Here is a 16,067-nt window from a genome sequence, read left to right as displayed (position 1 = left end):
TACTGGCTTTGTCCCTATCGGGCCAGTTGAGTCAGGAGACTCAATATCATAATAAGTCACGAGTCTGGAGACTCGCGGCAGTAGTATACACTAATTCCTGTTTCAGACAAAATCCGGAATGAGCAATTAAAGCAAGCCTACCTTATCACCAACCCCGCTTTTCTTTGCGTTCTCTTTTACGCTCCTCGCGGCGTCTTTTGCGTTCTTCTTTCCAGTTTTCAAAAGAGTCCTTTACTTTTCCGCCTACATTGTCCAGTAGCCTGTCGAAGAAGGTTTTATGCGGTGGCTCTGCTCTGAACGATGCACAGTTAACAAGTTCCTGCAGATACGGCTCGAGTTGGGTGAACTGACTTTTATAGTAGCCGATATAAGCCGGATCCAGGGCAACGCGCTTGTTGAAATCTCCCCAGATGGGCAGAGCCGTAGCAGAACCTTGGCCTAATGCTAAACTTCTGAAACGCACTTTCGGGCTTTCGGCACCAACCCAAACGCCAGTTACCAGGTTAGGAGTAATGCCTATAAACCAGCCATCGGCATTATCCTGGGTTGTTCCTGTTTTACCGGCAATGTCCATCTGCAGTCCAAATTCTGAACGTAACTTAGAGGCACTTCCTTCTTCTACTACACCCTGCATCAGGTACAGCATAATAGCCGCATTCGATTCTGAAATGGCCCTGTGTACAGGCCTGTCAAGATCATTCTTCAAGAGCAGTTTGCCACTACGGTCCTCTATCTTACTGATATAGATAGGTTCGATTTTATATCCCTGGTTAGCTATAGTTGCGTAGGCATTCACCATTTCGTAAAGCGACAGATCGGCCACACCGAGTGCAAGAGATGGCACTTCCGGTATATCACTTTCTATACCTAAACGTTCCGCCACATCTACCACTTTCTTTACACCAGCTTTCATCATAACCTGCGCCGAAACAGTGTTTACAGAATGTGCCAGGCCGCCACGCATGGTATATTCGCCACCGTATTGGTCAGTTGCATTTCTCGGAGACCAGTCGTCATATTCCGGGTAGGTGATGCGCTCGTTTGCAAACCAGGTACAGGGCTCAACGCCACGCTCTAAGGCAGCTGCATAAACTATAGGTTTAAAGGTAGAACCCACCTGGCGTTTAGACCTAACATGATCATATTTAAACACATGATGGTTGATGCCGCCAACCCAAGCCTTTATCTCACCAGTGTAGGGGTCTAGGGAAAGCAAACCGGCATTCAGGAATTTCTGGTAGTAAGCCAGCGAGTCCATTGGTGTCATGGTGCGTTGTTTGCTTCCCTGCCAGCTGAAAACATTCATCGTCCGGGACTTCCGGAATTCTTCCATGATCTCGGTTTCAGTCTTGCCATTGGCTTTAGCCTTCTTATACCTGTCGGAGCGTTTCATGGCTTCCTGCAGCACGCTGCCATCGCGGCCCCATGGGTTACGGCCACTCCAATGCGCATCAAACTTACGCTGTAAAGCAGCCATCTTGTTCCTGACAGCTTTTTCGGCGTGAGCCTGCATGCCTGCATCTATAGTTGTATAGATCTTCAACCCATCAGTATACAGGTTGTAAGGGTCGCCGTTCTTGTTCTTTTTTGATGCTGCCCATTCTACCAGTTCCAGGCGCAGTTGCTCCCGAAAGTAGGGCGCCATGCCATCGTTATGATTTGTAACCGTGTAATCTAATCTAAGTGGTAGCTTTTTAAGAGATGTAGCTTTTTCTTCAGACAAGTAACCATACTTTACCATCTGGCTGAGCACCACATTGCGGCGTTGTTTAGAGCGTTCAGGGTTTAAGCGAGGATTGTACGAAGTGGTCGCTTTCAGCATTCCGATCAGTACGGCAGCTTCTTCAGTTTTAAGTTCTGAAGCCGATTTGTTGAAGAAACGACTGGACGCACGCTCAATGCCATACAGGTTCCCGCCCATAGGTACCGTGTTGAGGTATAGTTCGAGTAACTCTTCTTTAGAGTAGATTCCTTCCAGTTTGCGGGCAATGATGATCTCGCGGAGCTTATTAACCGGCATATCCCAGAACCAATAATTTTTGCGCGGATACAGGTTTTTTGCCAACTGCTGACTTAGTGTACTACCACCGCCTGCACTTTGGTCCTGCATCAGTATCGATTTAACTATAACCCTGCCAAGGCTGCGTACATCCACACCGGCATGCTCGTAAAAACGGGCGTCTTCGGTGGCAACCAGTGCATTTATGGCAGGAGGAGCGATATCAGAGTATTTTACATTGGTACGATCCTGTATGTAATAACGGCCCAGCAACTCGCCACCGGCAGCATAAACCTCCGAGGCTGTGTTGTTCTGAACAGCTTTCAGTTCGCTGCGGGAGGGCATGTTACCCATAGCACCCATGTAAACCAACAGGTAGAATATAGTGAACAGCAGCACCAGGTACAGCCCGGAACGGTACCCTATACGCATAACCGATTTACGGTCGCGCTTCCAGTTAAATGTCCGGAGTCGTGCCCATTTCTGTTTCCAGTAAGGTAGGGTAAGTTTCGGTTTCTGGCTCCTGAAAAAAGCAGTCCACTCTACCTTCATAAATCTGGTGAGTGGCTCCAGTATGCCTATAACTATAAATCTGATTATTTTTAAAAGCGCTCGCTTCATCTAAAAAGTTAAGTTCACTGCCAGCACTGTTGGTTTAAAGCCTGGCAGTTGGCGGGCATCACACAAATATTGCGCCATATCCGGACCCGGTTTGTAACGTAAATGCTGGTAATTTTGTGCAATTATAGTTTAAATTCTGTAGTTAGGTTACGTATCTATAGTGCAACTATAAAGTAACGATGGCTGGCACTGCTTTTTTCAGGTTTCAATCCACGCTCAACGATTTCCTTGATTCAACAAGCCGGAATTGCATAATCAACTATAGTTTTCGCGATCATCCTACTGTAAAAGATGCTATTGAAGCACTTGGCGTGCCACACCCGGAAGTGAACCAGATCATAGTTAACGGGAAAACAGTAGATTTTGCATACAAACTACTGCCCGGAGATGAGATAGAAGTATATCCCATACATGAAAAATCAACTATAGATTTGAATGCAAACCTTATCCCGGAGCCTGAAACACCACACCGTTTTATGCTGGATGTGCACCTGGGTAAACTGGGGCGCCTGCTGCGGATGCTGGGTTTCGACACAACCTATGATCCAGAACTCACGGAGAAAGAAGTTGCAACTATAGCTGCCCGGGAAAACCGGATTCTGCTGTCGAGGGGCGTTGGGATACTGAAACTGAAAATGATAAACTATGGCTACTGGCTCCGCTCGCAGCAACCTGACGAACAGCTTCTGGAAGTGATTCGATATTATAAACTGGCCCCGGAGTTTAAGTTGTTTTCGCGCTGCATGGTGTGTAACGGTGAGATTAGGGAAGTGGACAAGGAAAAAGTACAGGACCAGCTTCCACCCAAAACCAGGCTTTACTTTCAGCAGTTTTACCAATGCAACCATTGCCTTCGCGTGTACTGGAAAGGCTCACATTATGAACGCATGCAGGCATTTATCCGGCAGCTTTAGTGCACAAACAGCGCAAGTATGCAGAATATGTCGATGATCCAGAGGGCAACCGGTACTTTACGGTACTCGCCACCTACTACCTTCAGTAACGTGTAACTCAGGAAACCCCATATAATACCCTGCGTGATAGAGTAGGTGAAAGGAATGAGCACCATAGCCAGGAAAGCGGGAATAGCATCACTCAGGTGCAGCCAGTTGACACGGATAATCGGACGGACCATGAATGCCCCTACCAATACCAGTGCCGGGGCAGTGGCAATAGCCGGAACCACAGAAAGCAGCGGTGCGAGAAACAGGAAAGGTAAAAACAACAACCCGGCAACTATAGCTGTTACGCCAGTTCTTCCGCCCGCTTCTATTCCCACCGCCGACTCAACATACGCCGTAGCCGGACTGGAACCTAACAAACCCGAAATAGTGGTAGCAACCGCATCCACCAACAGCGACTTTTTAATATTTAGTGGCTCCCCATGCTCATCAACCATATTAGCCGCCTCGGCCAGTCCAACTATAGTTGAAAGGCTATCGAAGAGGTCAGTAAAAACAAAAGCAAAAATAACAGGCCACACAGCAAATTGCAGGGAGTTTACAAGATCGAGCTCAAACAATAAACTAAAGTCCGGTGCTGAGAAGACGCCCTGCCAGTTAACCATTGTTTCAGGACCCCACCAACGTCCGAGCGGGTATGCCAGCAGTGTAGTAAACACAATCCCGATCAGAATTCCGCCTTTAACATTTTTTACCAGCAGCACAGCCGTGAGTAGTAAACCCACCAGAAAAGTAAGTATTGCCGGGCTCAGTTCGTTTGGACCTACTATAGTTGCAGGAGCCTGTATGATAAACTTCGCATTAGCCAAGCCTATCAGCGTAATAAACAGGCCAATGCCGGCAGCAATGGCATAGCGCAGGGGCTTAGGAATGGCCTTAACAATATAAGTTCGGATGTTGAAGACAGAGAGTAGCAAAAACACGATGCCCGACCAGAAAACAGCACCCAATGCCACCTGCCAGGGCACCTGCATGCCCATCACTGCCGAGTAGGTAAAGAAAGCATTCAGGCCCATGCCAGGCGCTACTAGAATTGGGTTTCTTGCATACATGCCCATCATAACACTACTAAAGAAGCAGACCAGCACTGTGGCAGTAAGAACTCCTGAGAAAGGCAACCCTGCCTGGCTCAGAATGCTTGGGTTGACAACTATAATGTAAGAAGTAGCCAGAAACGAAGAGATACCAGCCACGATCTCGGTCTTTAACGAAGTATTGTTTTTTTTGAATTCGAAGTAGGTTTGCATGAGGCGTAGGTTTGGCAACTATATACGCATTACGTGAAAGGCGCAAAAGTATTGAAAAAGCCGGATTACAAAGCTTAAAATAACATAATGCTATACTTATGAGGACTTCCAGCGTTTAAGTCAATACACTTTAGAACTACTTATAACTATGCAGAATAATGAACAACTGACCTCACTGGTAAATGTATTGGCCCTTGTGCGCAAGGATGGTTACAACGTAGATTTTACATTGGGAGATGATGGCCTGCTCCACACGATGGATAGCCAGCTAAAATTCTCCCCGGAACAATTAAAGATCGTTAATTTCTATCGTTTTGAAGGAGAAAGTAACCCTGACGATATGGCTATACTGTATGTGCTGGAGACAAATACCGGTGAAAAAGGCACCATTACGGATGCGTATGGCACCTATTCTGATGCAGCCGTGGAAGCCTTCATGAGACAGGTACCGGATATGGGCAAAGACCTGGACAAACGTAGCTGAACTATAAATACGTGATAAACATATGATCATTAGTTAGAGAAGAAGATAAATGATGAACCGGTAACTTCTGATTTTGATCCGTACCAGCCTAAAACTAAACCTATGAAAGCAACACCAGCTTCAAAAGACAAAAAACGCGTTACGCAAACTATAGCCGGGCAGGAAGTATCGTTCAGCAGCCTGGATAAACTATACTGGCCGGATGAACACATAACCAAAGGCGATCTGATCGATTATTACCAAACTATAGCTGACGTGATTTTACCTTACCTCGTAGACAGACCACAATCGCTTTTCAGAAATCCGGATGGTATAGCAAAGTCTGGTTTCTTCCAGAAAGACGTTACTAATGCACCAGATTGGGTGCGAACTATAAAACTGAGGGCAGAAAGCACGGGCGAAGATGTAGAATACCTGGTGTGCGACAACAAAGCAACGCTGGCTTACATGAACAACCTTGGCTGCATTCAGCTAAATCCCTGGAACTCCCGCATCGCCAACCTGGAGAAGCCAGACTACATGGTGATAGATCTAGACCCCGGAAAGAACACCTATGATGACGTGGTGGAAGTAGCTTTGGCAACCAAAGAAGTGCTGGACAGGGCAGGAGCAGAGGCTTTTTGTAAAACATCAGGGGCAACCGGTATGCATATTTTTGTGCCTCTCGGCGCAAACTATAGTTTTGACGAGGCTCGTGATTTTGCACATCTGGTAGTAAAGTTGGTGCATAAAAAACTCCCAAAACTTACCAGCCTGGAGCGCAGCCCCAAAGAGCGCCGCAAGCAGGTATACTTAGATTTTCTGCAGAATTCCATTGGCCAAACTATAGCTTCGGCTTACTCCGTCCGCCCAAAACCGGGAGCCACAGTTTCTACGCCTTTAAGCTGGGAGGAAGTAAAACCAGGCCTAACTCCCGAAGCTTTCACGATAAAAAATGTACCAGACCGCATCAAACAAAAAGGCGATCTGTTTAAAGGTGTATTAGGTAAAGGGATAGATATGGAGAAATGCCTGGAGAAGTTAGGTTAAGTATAAACTGAAGGATTTCCGCTAGTGCGAGCTTGTAGTTCGTAAATAAATATCACACATCAATTTAAAGTACGAGCTGCAAACTCGCACTAGCGGAGGAGATTCAACGCCATTGAGAACAATCCAGATCCTTAAATTTATTTAATCTTAAAAATCCTAGTTTGGCTTTGCACGTTCGTACTGCGAAGGCCATGTATGCTCATAACCCAGTTCGTGTGCTGCATGCATCGGGAAATACGGATCACGGAGAAGTTCGCGGGCTAACAATACGATGTCGGCCTGGCCGGTGGTAACTATAGTTTCTGCTTCCTGGGCGGTGGTGATCATGCCAACTGCTCCTGTCATAATTCCGGCTTCACGTTTTATAGTTTCTGCAAACTTCACCTGATACAACGGACCTACCGGAATATTAGCAGCCGGCACATTTCCACCTGTGGAACAGTCTATCAGGTCAATACCTTTGTCTTTTAGGATTTGAGCTAATTTTACAGAATCTTCACCCGTCCAGCCGCCTTCGGTCCAGTCGGATGCGGAGATGCGCACAAACAGTGGGTAATCAGCAGGCCAAACTTCTTTAATAGATTCAGTTACTTCCAGAAGCAATCGAATGCGGTTTTCAAAAGAGCCGCCATATTCGTCTGTTCTATAGTTGCTGAGCGGTGAGTAAAATTCGTGGAGTAAATAGCCATGCGCTGCATGTATCTCGATCACTTTAAAACCTGCTTCCAACGATCTCTCTGCCGCCAACCTGAAATCTAAAATTACTTTCAGTATCCCTTCTTTATCCAATGCAATCGGTGTAGGTTCCGCATCTTTAAACGGCACAGCGCTCGGAGCCACTGTTTGCCAGGCAACTTCCTCAGGAGATAGGGCAGTCCCACCTTTCCAGGGGCTTTTATGGCTGGCTTTTCTTCCGGCATGCGCCAGTTGTACACCCGGCACTGATCCCTGAGATTCAATAAATGCGTTGATGCGCTGCCAAATCGGGATATGGTCATCTTTCCAAAGGCCAATGTCATCCGGGGTAATCCTGCCTTCCGGCGATACAGCAGTTGCTTCTGCAATTACCAATCCGGCACCACCAACAGCACGGCTTCCTAAATGTACCAAATGCCAATCGTTCGCAAAACCATCTTCGCTGGAGTACTGGCACATCGGCGATACGGCAATCCTGTTTTTAAGCGTTATACCTTTTATAGTTAGGGGAGAGAATAAATTCGACATCGAAGTAGTGTATTGATTTGAAGATTACAATTGATATCAACTATAAACAGGGGTTAAAGTTTAGAAGAACCTTAATTTTGTCATTTCGAATGCAATGAGAAATCTGGGCACTCCATATAAAAGTATCAGATTCCTCATTGCATTCGAAATGACAATTATAAAAACAAAATGCCGCTCAAACTATAGTTCGAGCGGCTTTTGAAACTATAAATCTTGTATAGCTATAGTTACCAGATCCTGATTCTGTCTTCAGGCTTCTTGTATAGTTTGTCACCTGGCTTCACTTTAAAGGCTTTGTACCAGGCATCCATATTTACAGGTGCACCAATGGTACGGTACTGGCCCGGTGAGTGAGAATCAGTCAGGATAAGTTGTGCAGAAGTTTCAGGAAGCGTATTGGCTCTCCAAACCTGTGCCCACGCCAGGAAGAAACGCTGATCAGGTGTAAATCCATCGATCTTCTTCTTAGATTTCCCTTGCTTGGTCATTTTAAAGGCTTCGTAAGCGGCACTTAATCCACCTAAGTCACCAATGTTTTCACCAAGTGTCAGTTTACCATTTACATGGATCGTATCCAGGACCGTGTAAGCATCATACTGCTTCTGGAGTTCTGTGGCCTTTTCTTTGAACTTAGCTAAGTCTTCAGCCGTCCACCAGTTACGTAACGTCCCATCTTTATCGTATTGGCTACCTGAGTCATCAAAACCATGCGATATCTCGTGGCCTATCACAGCACCAATACCACCATAGTTCACGGCATCATCTGCATTCGGGTCGAAGAATGGGAACTGTAGGATACCGGCCGGGAACACGATCTCGTTCATAACCGGGCTATAGTAGGCGTTTACAGTTGGAGGCGTCATACCCCAACGCTCACGATCAACTGGTCTACCCAACTGGTTCACCATTTTGTAGTAGCCCCACTCGCCGGAGTTGCGCACGTTTGCAAAGAAGTTATTACGGCTGATCTCAAGTCCTTCATACGTTTCCCATTTGTTAGGATAACCCACTTTCGGTCTGAAGGCGTGAAGTTTAGCCAGTGCTTTTTCTTTTGTTTCAGCACTCATCCAATCAAGGCCTTTAATACGGATCTCATAAGCCTTTATCAGGTTGGCGATCATCTCATCCATACGCGCTTTCGCTTCCGGCTTAAAATGCTTCGCTACATATAGTTGGCCCAGCAATTCGCCAATCGTGCCGTCTGTTAACGACGACATACGCTGCCAACGCGGTGTTTGCATTTTCTGGCCGGTCAAAGCCTGTGTATAAGCAAAGTTAGCATCCACAAAATCAGTGCTCAGGTATGGCGCTGCCGATTTCATCACGTTCCACTGTAGGTAAGTCTGCCAGTCAGCAACAGGGGTAGCGGTAAGCAGGCTATTCAGGCTGGTAAAAAACTTAGGGTTGTTAACCAGCACTGTGTCCTGACCAGTTACTTTCATTTTCGACATCAGCACTTTCCAGTCCATGTTTGGCGTGGTTTTGCTCAGATCAGCTACAGCGAATTTGTTATAGGTTTTATATGGGTCGCGCATTTCTACACGCGCCATTTGTGCCTCTGCCAGTTTCTTCTCTAAATTAAAGATGATCTCAGAGTTTTTCTCAGCAGTCGCTTTGTCTACGCCAGTTAGTGTAAACAGCTTGGTTATGTAGTTTTTGTAAGCTTCCTGTATTTTGGTGCTACGGGCATCATCTTTCAGGTAATAATCACGGTCTGGTAGGGTAGTACCGCCCTGGCTTAATTGCGGCACCATATTCTCTACATTCTTGCGGTCCTGTCCAATGTAGAACCCGAACATAGGCGAACCCGCACCTGAAGTACGCATGTAAGCTACTTCGTTCAGCACACCATTCACATCTTTTATCGTTTTGATGCGCTCTAGGTCAGCTTTTATAGGCGTATAACCCAGCTTGTCTATAGTTGTGCTGTCCATGCCTGCTGCATAAAAATCGCCCACGCGCTTCTCTACAGTTCCAGCTTTTGCATCAGTCTTAGCTGCCGATTCTGAAAGTATTGTTCTTACAGCCTTAATATTAAAGTCGCGCAGCTCGTTAAAGCTACCCCAACGGGTTTCCTTAGCCGGAACCGGGTTATTACGTAGCCATACTCCATTAGCGTAAGTATAAAAATCGTCGCCTGGTTTTACTTTCAGATCCATGTTTGCCTTATCTATAAAGGCTTTTTTGGCAGGAGGTTTTGAGCCATACTGTGCAGAAACGTCGAATGCGAACATAAAAGCCGCTCCGAGCACAAGGTATTTAAACTGGCTTTTCAGTTTAACCTGGTGTTTGCCAGAATTTTGAGATTGCATAGTTATCAGTTAGATTATCTTAATTTTTGAATAAATAGTAATTAAGTTTTAAATAAGCAGCGATTGATACATCTTTACTATTTCTTCTTAAAAATAGCATTTAAGATTTAATATGCCACGTTTATAGTTGGTTGACTCGGGATTTTCTCTTGGACAGGATTTTGATCGTATAGTTTAAATGAAGTACAAAATGTATTGGTAAACATTTGTATGAGTAGGATAAGAAGGGAGGATCTTTGACAGAATTTTGCAGAGATATGTACTTGCTAACTATACTACGCCCTTAATCCTGCAGAAAAGCAAACCATAATAACAAGGATAATTTAGCAGGACTAATAAGCATTTTACCTGATTTTGTAGTGTAAATGAAAAGATGATATTAAACCTTAATATTAGTTCTTGTAAAACAACGTTATAATGGCTTCTGTGAATAGTTGCTTCATAGAGAGATCATTTATTGATCTTAATTTACTAAGCATTTAAACTACACAGAGCCAAAAACTATGATTTTTAACACAATTAATTAAGACATATTAATTTTTATATGTATAATTGTGAAAAATTGTATCTCATTAACCAGTCAATATATTTTTTAGATCGATGAAGTTCAGACTTATTTACTTTGCAGCTGTCTTTTTAATTTGTATCGCTACAGCTTTTACAGCAGAAGCACAGCGCGGTAGCAGCAGTCCAAAATTCAGAGGAGCCTTTAAACGTAAGTTCAAACCATCTTGGTCTGTGATTGCGTCGCCAGGTATTGTGGTAATGAACAGTGAAAATGAGGGCGATCCAGATAATATTGACAAAGTAGGAATCTTAAAAAATAATGGAATGGGGCCCACTTTAAATGTTGGTGCTTTATACCAGTTTTCTCATAGTTTCGGCGTGGAAGGTCGTGTTGGATATTTGAATTTCAATGGTAAAGAAGACGCTAGAGATAGAGAGAACATAAATATCAATGATGTAACATTCAAGACCAATGCTGTTGAAGCTTCAACTTCTTTAGTTTATAATTTAACGAATACTTTTGTTGGTCCCCGCTATAGAAACTCTAGAAATCTTCGCTTGATTGTTCCTTATGTAAAAGCTGGTATAGGAATATTGGCTTACCAATCATCATCCGAAATCAAAAGAGATGGAACAAAGTTTGAAGATGCAAAAGATTATCCAAGTTTAACTTTGGTAGCTCCAGTAGGAGGTGGCTTGAAGTTTCAGTATTCAAAACAGTTAACTATAGCTCCTGAGCTAAATGTATACTTCACAACATCAGATTATCTTGATAATGTAAGCTATGGTTACGTAAGTCCTTTAACAGGTTCAAATGATGCTTATCTTAGTGCAACTGTTAAAGTAATGTATAATATTACTCACCACAGACGCAGTCCTTTTAGAATTAGAAGAAGATGATTCTGAGAGATACTCAAGGATTAACAAAAATATCAAAAGGGCCTGTTCACTAGTGAACAGGCCCTTTTGATATTATAAGGTTTTAAATGAAAGCTTTGTAATAGATTTACGTAATCTTACATTATTGCAATCAGCCAATAGTGGTACAAGATAATTAAGAATAAAATATGCTTTTAGAGGGCAAACCTTTACATTTGCAAGCGCATTAATGTTTGCAATTGTAAATTAATGTAAACTATGATTTCTGCTTCTTAAGGAATTACAGTTTATTATACCCTTGTATCTGAATGAAATTTAATTTCTTATACCTGGTTGTCTTCTTTTTGATAACCTCCTGTAGCCCCACACGCAATCTGGCATATTTCAGCGATTTAAAGGAACAAACATCCTACACTGAAGAAATAACTAATCTATCTGTATCTAAAATTCAGCCTAACGATCTGTTAAGTATAACGGTTAGCAGCGAAAGCCCGGAGTCGGATATGCAGTTTAATCGTGGTATGCTTGGTGCTACTGAAAATAAATTAGAAGGTTACCTGGTAGATGAGAATGGATTAATAGACTTTCCGGTTATAGGCAGTGTTAAGGTTGGGGGGCTAACCAAACAGGAAGCTAAAGATGCCTTATCATCAGCGCTTCAGCAGTACCTCAAAGAGCCAGTCGTAAGTATCCGAAATATGAACTTTAAAGTGACAGTGATCGGAGAAGTGAACCGTCCTTCTACTTTTACTGTTCCTGCTGAGAAGATTTCGGTTCTAGAGGCGCTGGGCATGGCCGGCGATATGACTCCCTTTGGTAAGCGTGAAAATGTTATCGTGATGCGGGAGGAATCCGGAACCCGAACTATGGTTCGCCTGAACCTTAATCAAAAGGATGTGTTAAGTTCTCCTTATTTTTACCTGCAGCAGAATGATGTGGTGTATGTTGAACCTGATAAAATGAAGCAAGTGCAGGCAAGTACTAATACGAGAACATTATCTATTGTAACTTCTCTTACTACGTTGGCTATTGTTATAGTTTCTTACCTGTTAAGGTAGAGCTACAGAATCCTAATTAAGTCGCCGCTTTATGTCGGAAAAAGAATTATTTCAGTTCGAGTCTGAAGAGATCAATTTAAAAGAAGTGCTGCAAAAGTATCTTCGGTATTGGTATGTATTTATAATAGGTGTTACTATTGCTGGTGTAGTAGCCTATTTATACCTACGCTATACAACTCCTCAGTACCGTATTAGCAGTACCTTACTTATTAAAGATGACAAGAAAGGGCCTTCACTGGCAGAAAATGCTATCTTAAATGATCTTGACCTCTTTCAGTCTGGCAAAAACATAGACAATGAGATTGAAATACTGAAATCCAAAAGCCTGATGAACCGGGTGCTGAAGGAATTGTCGCTACACTCTACCTATTATGTCGATGGCAGAGTGAAAAGTACTGAAGTGTTTGGTAACTCTTTACCAGTGAAGTTGATCGTGAGCAGGCTGGATTCTGCTGCATTTGATAAAACTATAGTTATACAGACTAAAGATAATATCAATTTTCAGATTGAAGATGATGGTAAGGTAAGTCAACATAAGTTTGGGCAGGAAATAAAGAAGCCCTACGCTGCCTTTACAGTAGTTGCTGGAAATGGAGCGCTTGCTGATGTAAAGAAAGCAACTATTAAATTTCATGATATCCGCAAAGTAGCCGAATACTATAACCAAAAATTGACTGTTGCTCCTATAAACAAAAATGCCAGTGTGCTTAGCCTGAGCCTTGTAGACCCGGTTCCAGCGAAAGGAGTAGCTATTTTAAATAAATTGGTTGAAGTATATAACAAGGAGGCAGTAGAAGATAAGAACCTGATTGCTGGCAGCACCATACAGTTCATTGATGACAGGTTAAAATACCTGACCTCAGAACTGACTGTAGTAGAGCAAGACGTAGAAAGCTACAAAAAAGAAAACAGGGTTACAGATGTTAGCTCTGAAGCTAAATTATACTTGGAGAAGGCAAGTGAGTATAACAGGCAACTGTCAGAGTGGGCGATTCAGATAGACGTGCTGGAGTCCATTGAACGATACCTGATGAAGCAAGAAACACAGGATGAACTTGTTCCCAGCTCTCTTACAATACAGGATGCCACCTTGCTTGGCCTGATCTCTAAATTTAATGAGCTGCAATTAGAGCGAAAGCGCCTGTTGCGTGTGTCACAGCCTGGGAACCCCCTGGTACAGAACATCAACGAGCAGTTAGGGAACCTTCGTGGTAATATCTTGGAGAACCTGCGCAATATTAAAAGCGGACTTATCATTACCCGCAGTAACCTGCAGGCTAGTTCTGCGCAGTTTGAGTCCCGAATTAAAGAGGTACCAAGTATAGAGAAAGACCTCATCGAGATCAAGCGTCAGCAGAGTATTAAAGAAGGCTTGTACTTATACTTGTTGCAGAAGCGTGAAGAATCGGCTTTGTCGTTAGCGGCTACGGTGGCTAATTCCCGCATCATCGACCCTGCTGTTGCAGGTGATTATCCTGTAGAGCCAAAAAAGCAGCTGATCTATTTATTGGCCTTCTTAGTAGGGCTGGGGATACCATTTGCGGGTATCTATATCAAAGAGCTACTGAATGACCGGGTACAAAGCCAGCAGGATGTTAAAAAAGCTACAGCTACACCTGTGTTAGGGGAGATCGCTCATAACGATACCTTCGAGAAACTTGTAGTGACTGAAAACAGCCGCAGCACGGTAGCTGAACTTTTCCGTTTGATCCGTACTAACCTCCAATTTGCTACGTTGGGTAAAAATAGCAAGGTGATCATGATTACCTCTAGCATGAGTGGTGAAGGCAAGACCTTCTTTACCATCAACCTGGGAGCCAGCCTTGCTTTAACTGGTAAGCGGGTAGTATTGGTTAATTTCGACCTGCGCAAACCGCGTCTGCTCCAGGATATGGGCCTTGCTAATGAAACAGGTATTACAAATTATATCATAGACGAGCAACTAAGTATTCAGGACATCCTGATACCATCTACTGAAGTGACTGGTTTATTTGCGATTGGCTCAGGGCCTATACCGCCTAACCCTGCCGAACTTATAATGAGCCCGAAAATAAGTCATCTGTTAGCGGAATTACGAGAGCAGTTTGATTATGTAATATTAGATACTTCTCCGGCCGGGCAAGTGGCAGATGCCTTTACACTGGCTCCCCTCATCGATGCCAGCGTATACATAGTGCGCTATAACTACACCTTCAAATCACAGATAGCCATTGTAGATGATATCTACCAGAATAAAAAGCTGAATAACCCGATGATCGTGTTGAATGATGCGGATATGAAGGAGGCCTATGGGTATGGCTATGGGTATGGATACAACGAATCCGATAAGACTTCTTTGAAAAAAGTATTAAAAAAAGGAATGCGCATTGAAGCATAACCTCCATTTATAATTGCTGTAAGATTAAAAATTACAAACAGACTCTAATGAACAATAATCCAACTATTGTTGAGAATTCAAAAATCGCTATTATAGGCTTAGGATATGTAGGCTTGCCTTTAGCAATTGAATTTGGTAAAAAGTATGATGTATTGGGCTTTGATATAAATGAAGAGCGTGTAGCGGAACTTAATAGAGGTGAAGATCGCACCCAGGAAGCAAATCTCGAAGAGATGGAAGCTGCGATGGCCTCCTACTCTATTGGTGAGAATGGTGTTGGTCTCAATTTTTCCTCAAATAAGAAAGATCTCAGGAATTATAATACTTTCATAGTCACGGTTCCGACTCCTATAGATCAGTTCAAAGCTCCTGATCTACGCCCACTTATTAAAGCATCCGAAATGTTGGGTTCTGTCCTCAAAACTGGTGACCTGGTAATATACGAATCAACTGTATACCCAGGATGTACTGAAGAAGACTGTGTACCTGTGTTAGAAAAAGTATCTGGGTTAAAATTTAATAAAGATTTCTTTGCAGGTTACTCACCTGAGCGCATCAACCCTGGTGATAAAATTAATACCCTTACTAAAATCAAGAAGGTAACAAGTGGCTCAACACCAGAAATAGCCTCAAGAGTAGATGATCTGTATCGCTCTATCATAACAGCAGGTACACACAAAGCTACGAGCATAAAAGTCGCTGAAGCGTCCAAAGCTATAGAGAATGCACAGCGTGATGTGAACATTTCTTTTGTAAATGAGCTAGCCTTGATATTCGATAGAATTGGTATTGATACCAACGATGTAATCGAGGCCGCTGGAACTAAATGGAATTTCCTAAAGTATAAACCAGGCCTTGTTGGTGGTCACTGTATTGGCGTTGATCCTTATTACCTGGCACATAAGGCAGAGGCCCTAGGATACCACCCACAGGTAATACTTTCAGGTCGTAGAGTAAATGATAACATGGGGCAGTTTGTGGCAAATAAAGTGATCAAATTAATGATTGAGAAAGACCACAAAATAAAAGGTGCTAAGGCCCTTATTATGGGTTTTACCTTTAAAGAGAATTGCCCGGATGTTAGAAACACTAGGGTAATTGATATTTATCATGAATTAAATCAGTTTGGTTTAACCGTAGATATCTTTGATCCATGGGCGGATGCAGTTGAGGTTAAACACGAATATGACTTAAATATTCTAAATACCCTTGATACCTCTATTTCATATGATGCTATAATTGTTGCCGTTGCTCATAATGAGTTTTTAAAGTTTGATTTTCAAAAGTTTAAACGTAATAATGCTGTAATTTTTGATACAAAAGCCTGTCTTGATCGGAGCTTGGTTGATGGAAGATTGTAATTGTACT

General features: G+C 43.2%; 11 protein-coding genes. 7 read left to right on the top strand and 4 right to left on the bottom strand.

Features of this window, described 5'->3' with window-relative positions:
• Nucleotides 1–145: 145 nt before the first annotated feature.
• Complete coding sequence (locus ABS362_RS13230; protein ID WP_350412979.1) at nt 146–2,620, bottom strand: penicillin-binding protein 1A; 2,475 nt, start codon at nt 2,618–2,620, stop codon at nt 146–148.
• A 179-nt stretch (nt 2,621–2,799) separates the two neighbouring features.
• Between ABS362_RS13230 and ABS362_RS13225 the strand changes: the two genes are divergently transcribed.
• The gene (locus ABS362_RS13225) at nt 2,800–3,534 is read left to right on the top strand and encodes a Mut7-C RNAse domain-containing protein (protein ID WP_350412978.1); all 735 of its coding nucleotides are present in this window, start codon (nt 2,800–2,802) and stop codon (nt 3,532–3,534) included.
• Here ABS362_RS13225 and ABS362_RS13220 read toward each other — a convergent pair.
• On the bottom strand, nt 3,531–4,829 hold the full coding sequence (locus ABS362_RS13220; RefSeq protein ID WP_350412977.1) for an NCS2 family permease: 1,299 nt from the start codon (nt 4,827–4,829) through the stop codon (nt 3,531–3,533). The genes ABS362_RS13225 and ABS362_RS13220 overlap by 4 nt on opposite strands.
• 148 nt (nt 4,830–4,977) lie before the next feature.
• On the opposite strand from ABS362_RS13220, the gene ABS362_RS13215 reads away from it, so the two are divergent.
• Complete coding sequence (locus tag ABS362_RS13215) at nt 4,978–5,313, top strand: hypothetical protein (RefSeq protein ID WP_350412976.1); 336 nt, start codon at nt 4,978–4,980, stop codon at nt 5,311–5,313.
• A gap of 102 nt (nt 5,314–5,415) precedes the next feature.
• Nucleotides 5,416–6,342: a non-homologous end-joining DNA ligase gene (gene ligD, locus ABS362_RS13210; protein ID WP_350412975.1), complete on the top strand. Its 927-nt coding sequence runs from the start codon at nt 5,416–5,418 to the stop codon at nt 6,340–6,342.
• Between the two features lie 156 nt (nt 6,343–6,498).
• Here the strand turns inward: ligD and namA are convergent, their stop codons facing one another.
• Both namA and ABS362_RS13200 read right to left on the bottom strand, forming a co-directional pair.
• Nucleotides 6,499–7,566 (bottom strand): NADPH dehydrogenase NamA, encoded by a 1,068-nt coding sequence (namA, locus tag ABS362_RS13205; protein WP_350412974.1) that lies wholly within the window; start codon nt 7,564–7,566, stop codon nt 6,499–6,501.
• 227 nt (nt 7,567–7,793) lie between these two features.
• Nucleotides 7,794–9,725 carry a M13 family metallopeptidase gene (locus tag ABS362_RS13200; RefSeq protein ID WP_350412980.1) on the bottom strand — a complete coding sequence of 644 codons (1,932 nt, stop codon included), beginning with the start codon at nt 9,723–9,725 and terminating at the stop codon, nt 7,794–7,796.
• A gap of 753 nt (nt 9,726–10,478) precedes the next feature.
• Here ABS362_RS13200 and ABS362_RS13195 point away from each other — a divergent pair.
• The 4 genes from ABS362_RS13195 (at nt 10,479) to ABS362_RS13180 (ending at nt 16,060) form a co-directional block, all read left to right on the top strand.
• Nucleotides 10,479–11,285, top strand: a complete 807-nt coding sequence (locus tag ABS362_RS13195; protein WP_350412973.1) for a DUF6089 family protein — start codon at nt 10,479–10,481, stop codon at nt 11,283–11,285.
• Nucleotides 11,286–11,572: 287 nt separating this feature from the next.
• A complete protein-coding gene (locus ABS362_RS13190) occupies nt 11,573–12,322 on the top strand; it encodes a polysaccharide biosynthesis/export family protein (RefSeq protein ID WP_350412972.1) in 750 nt (249 codons plus the stop codon).
• Between the two features lie 31 nt (nt 12,323–12,353).
• Nucleotides 12,354–14,699 carry a GumC family protein gene (locus tag ABS362_RS13185; RefSeq protein ID WP_350412971.1) on the top strand — a complete coding sequence of 782 codons (2,346 nt, stop codon included), beginning with the start codon at nt 12,354–12,356 and terminating at the stop codon, nt 14,697–14,699.
• 47 nt (nt 14,700–14,746) lie between these two features.
• Nucleotides 14,747–16,060 (top strand): nucleotide sugar dehydrogenase, encoded by a 1,314-nt coding sequence (locus tag ABS362_RS13180; RefSeq protein WP_350412970.1) that lies wholly within the window; start codon nt 14,747–14,749, stop codon nt 16,058–16,060.
• Nucleotides 16,061–16,067 lie beyond the last annotated feature (7 nt).

Source organism: Pontibacter populi (assembly GCF_040278685.1).
GTDB lineage: Bacteria > Bacteroidota > Bacteroidia > Cytophagales > Hymenobacteraceae > Pontibacter > Pontibacter populi.
The sequence above is the reverse complement of the archived record's forward strand: the minus strand, read 5'-3'. Positions and strand labels throughout refer to the sequence as shown.

Excerpts from the sequence above, each read along its gene's own strand:
- ABS362_RS13200 (WP_350412980.1), bottom strand. The coding sequence starts at position 9,725 with ATGGATCTGAAAGTAAAACCAGGCGACGATTTTTATACTTACGCTAAT.
- ABS362_RS13190 (WP_350412972.1), top strand. The coding sequence starts at position 11,573 with ATGAAATTTAATTTCTTATACCTGGTTGTCTTCTTTTTGATAACCTCC.
- ABS362_RS13215 (WP_350412976.1), top strand. The coding sequence starts at position 4,978 with ATGCAGAATAATGAACAACTGACCTCACTGGTAAATGTATTGGCCCTT.
- namA (WP_350412974.1), bottom strand. The coding sequence starts at position 7,566 with ATGTCGAATTTATTCTCTCCCCTAACTATAAAAGGTATAACGCTTAAA.
- ABS362_RS13220 (WP_350412977.1), bottom strand. The coding sequence starts at position 4,829 with ATGCAAACCTACTTCGAATTCAAAAAAAACAATACTTCGTTAAAGACC.
- ABS362_RS13185 (WP_350412971.1), top strand. The coding sequence starts at position 12,354 with ATGTCGGAAAAAGAATTATTTCAGTTCGAGTCTGAAGAGATCAATTTA.
- ABS362_RS13230 (WP_350412979.1), bottom strand. The coding sequence starts at position 2,620 with ATGAAGCGAGCGCTTTTAAAAATAATCAGATTTATAGTTATAGGCATA.
- ABS362_RS13195 (WP_350412973.1), top strand. The coding sequence starts at position 10,479 with ATGAAGTTCAGACTTATTTACTTTGCAGCTGTCTTTTTAATTTGTATC.
- ligD (WP_350412975.1), top strand. The coding sequence starts at position 5,416 with ATGAAAGCAACACCAGCTTCAAAAGACAAAAAACGCGTTACGCAAACT.
- ABS362_RS13180 (WP_350412970.1), top strand. The coding sequence starts at position 14,747 with ATGAACAATAATCCAACTATTGTTGAGAATTCAAAAATCGCTATTATA.
- ABS362_RS13225 (WP_350412978.1), top strand. The coding sequence starts at position 2,800 with ATGGCTGGCACTGCTTTTTTCAGGTTTCAATCCACGCTCAACGATTTC.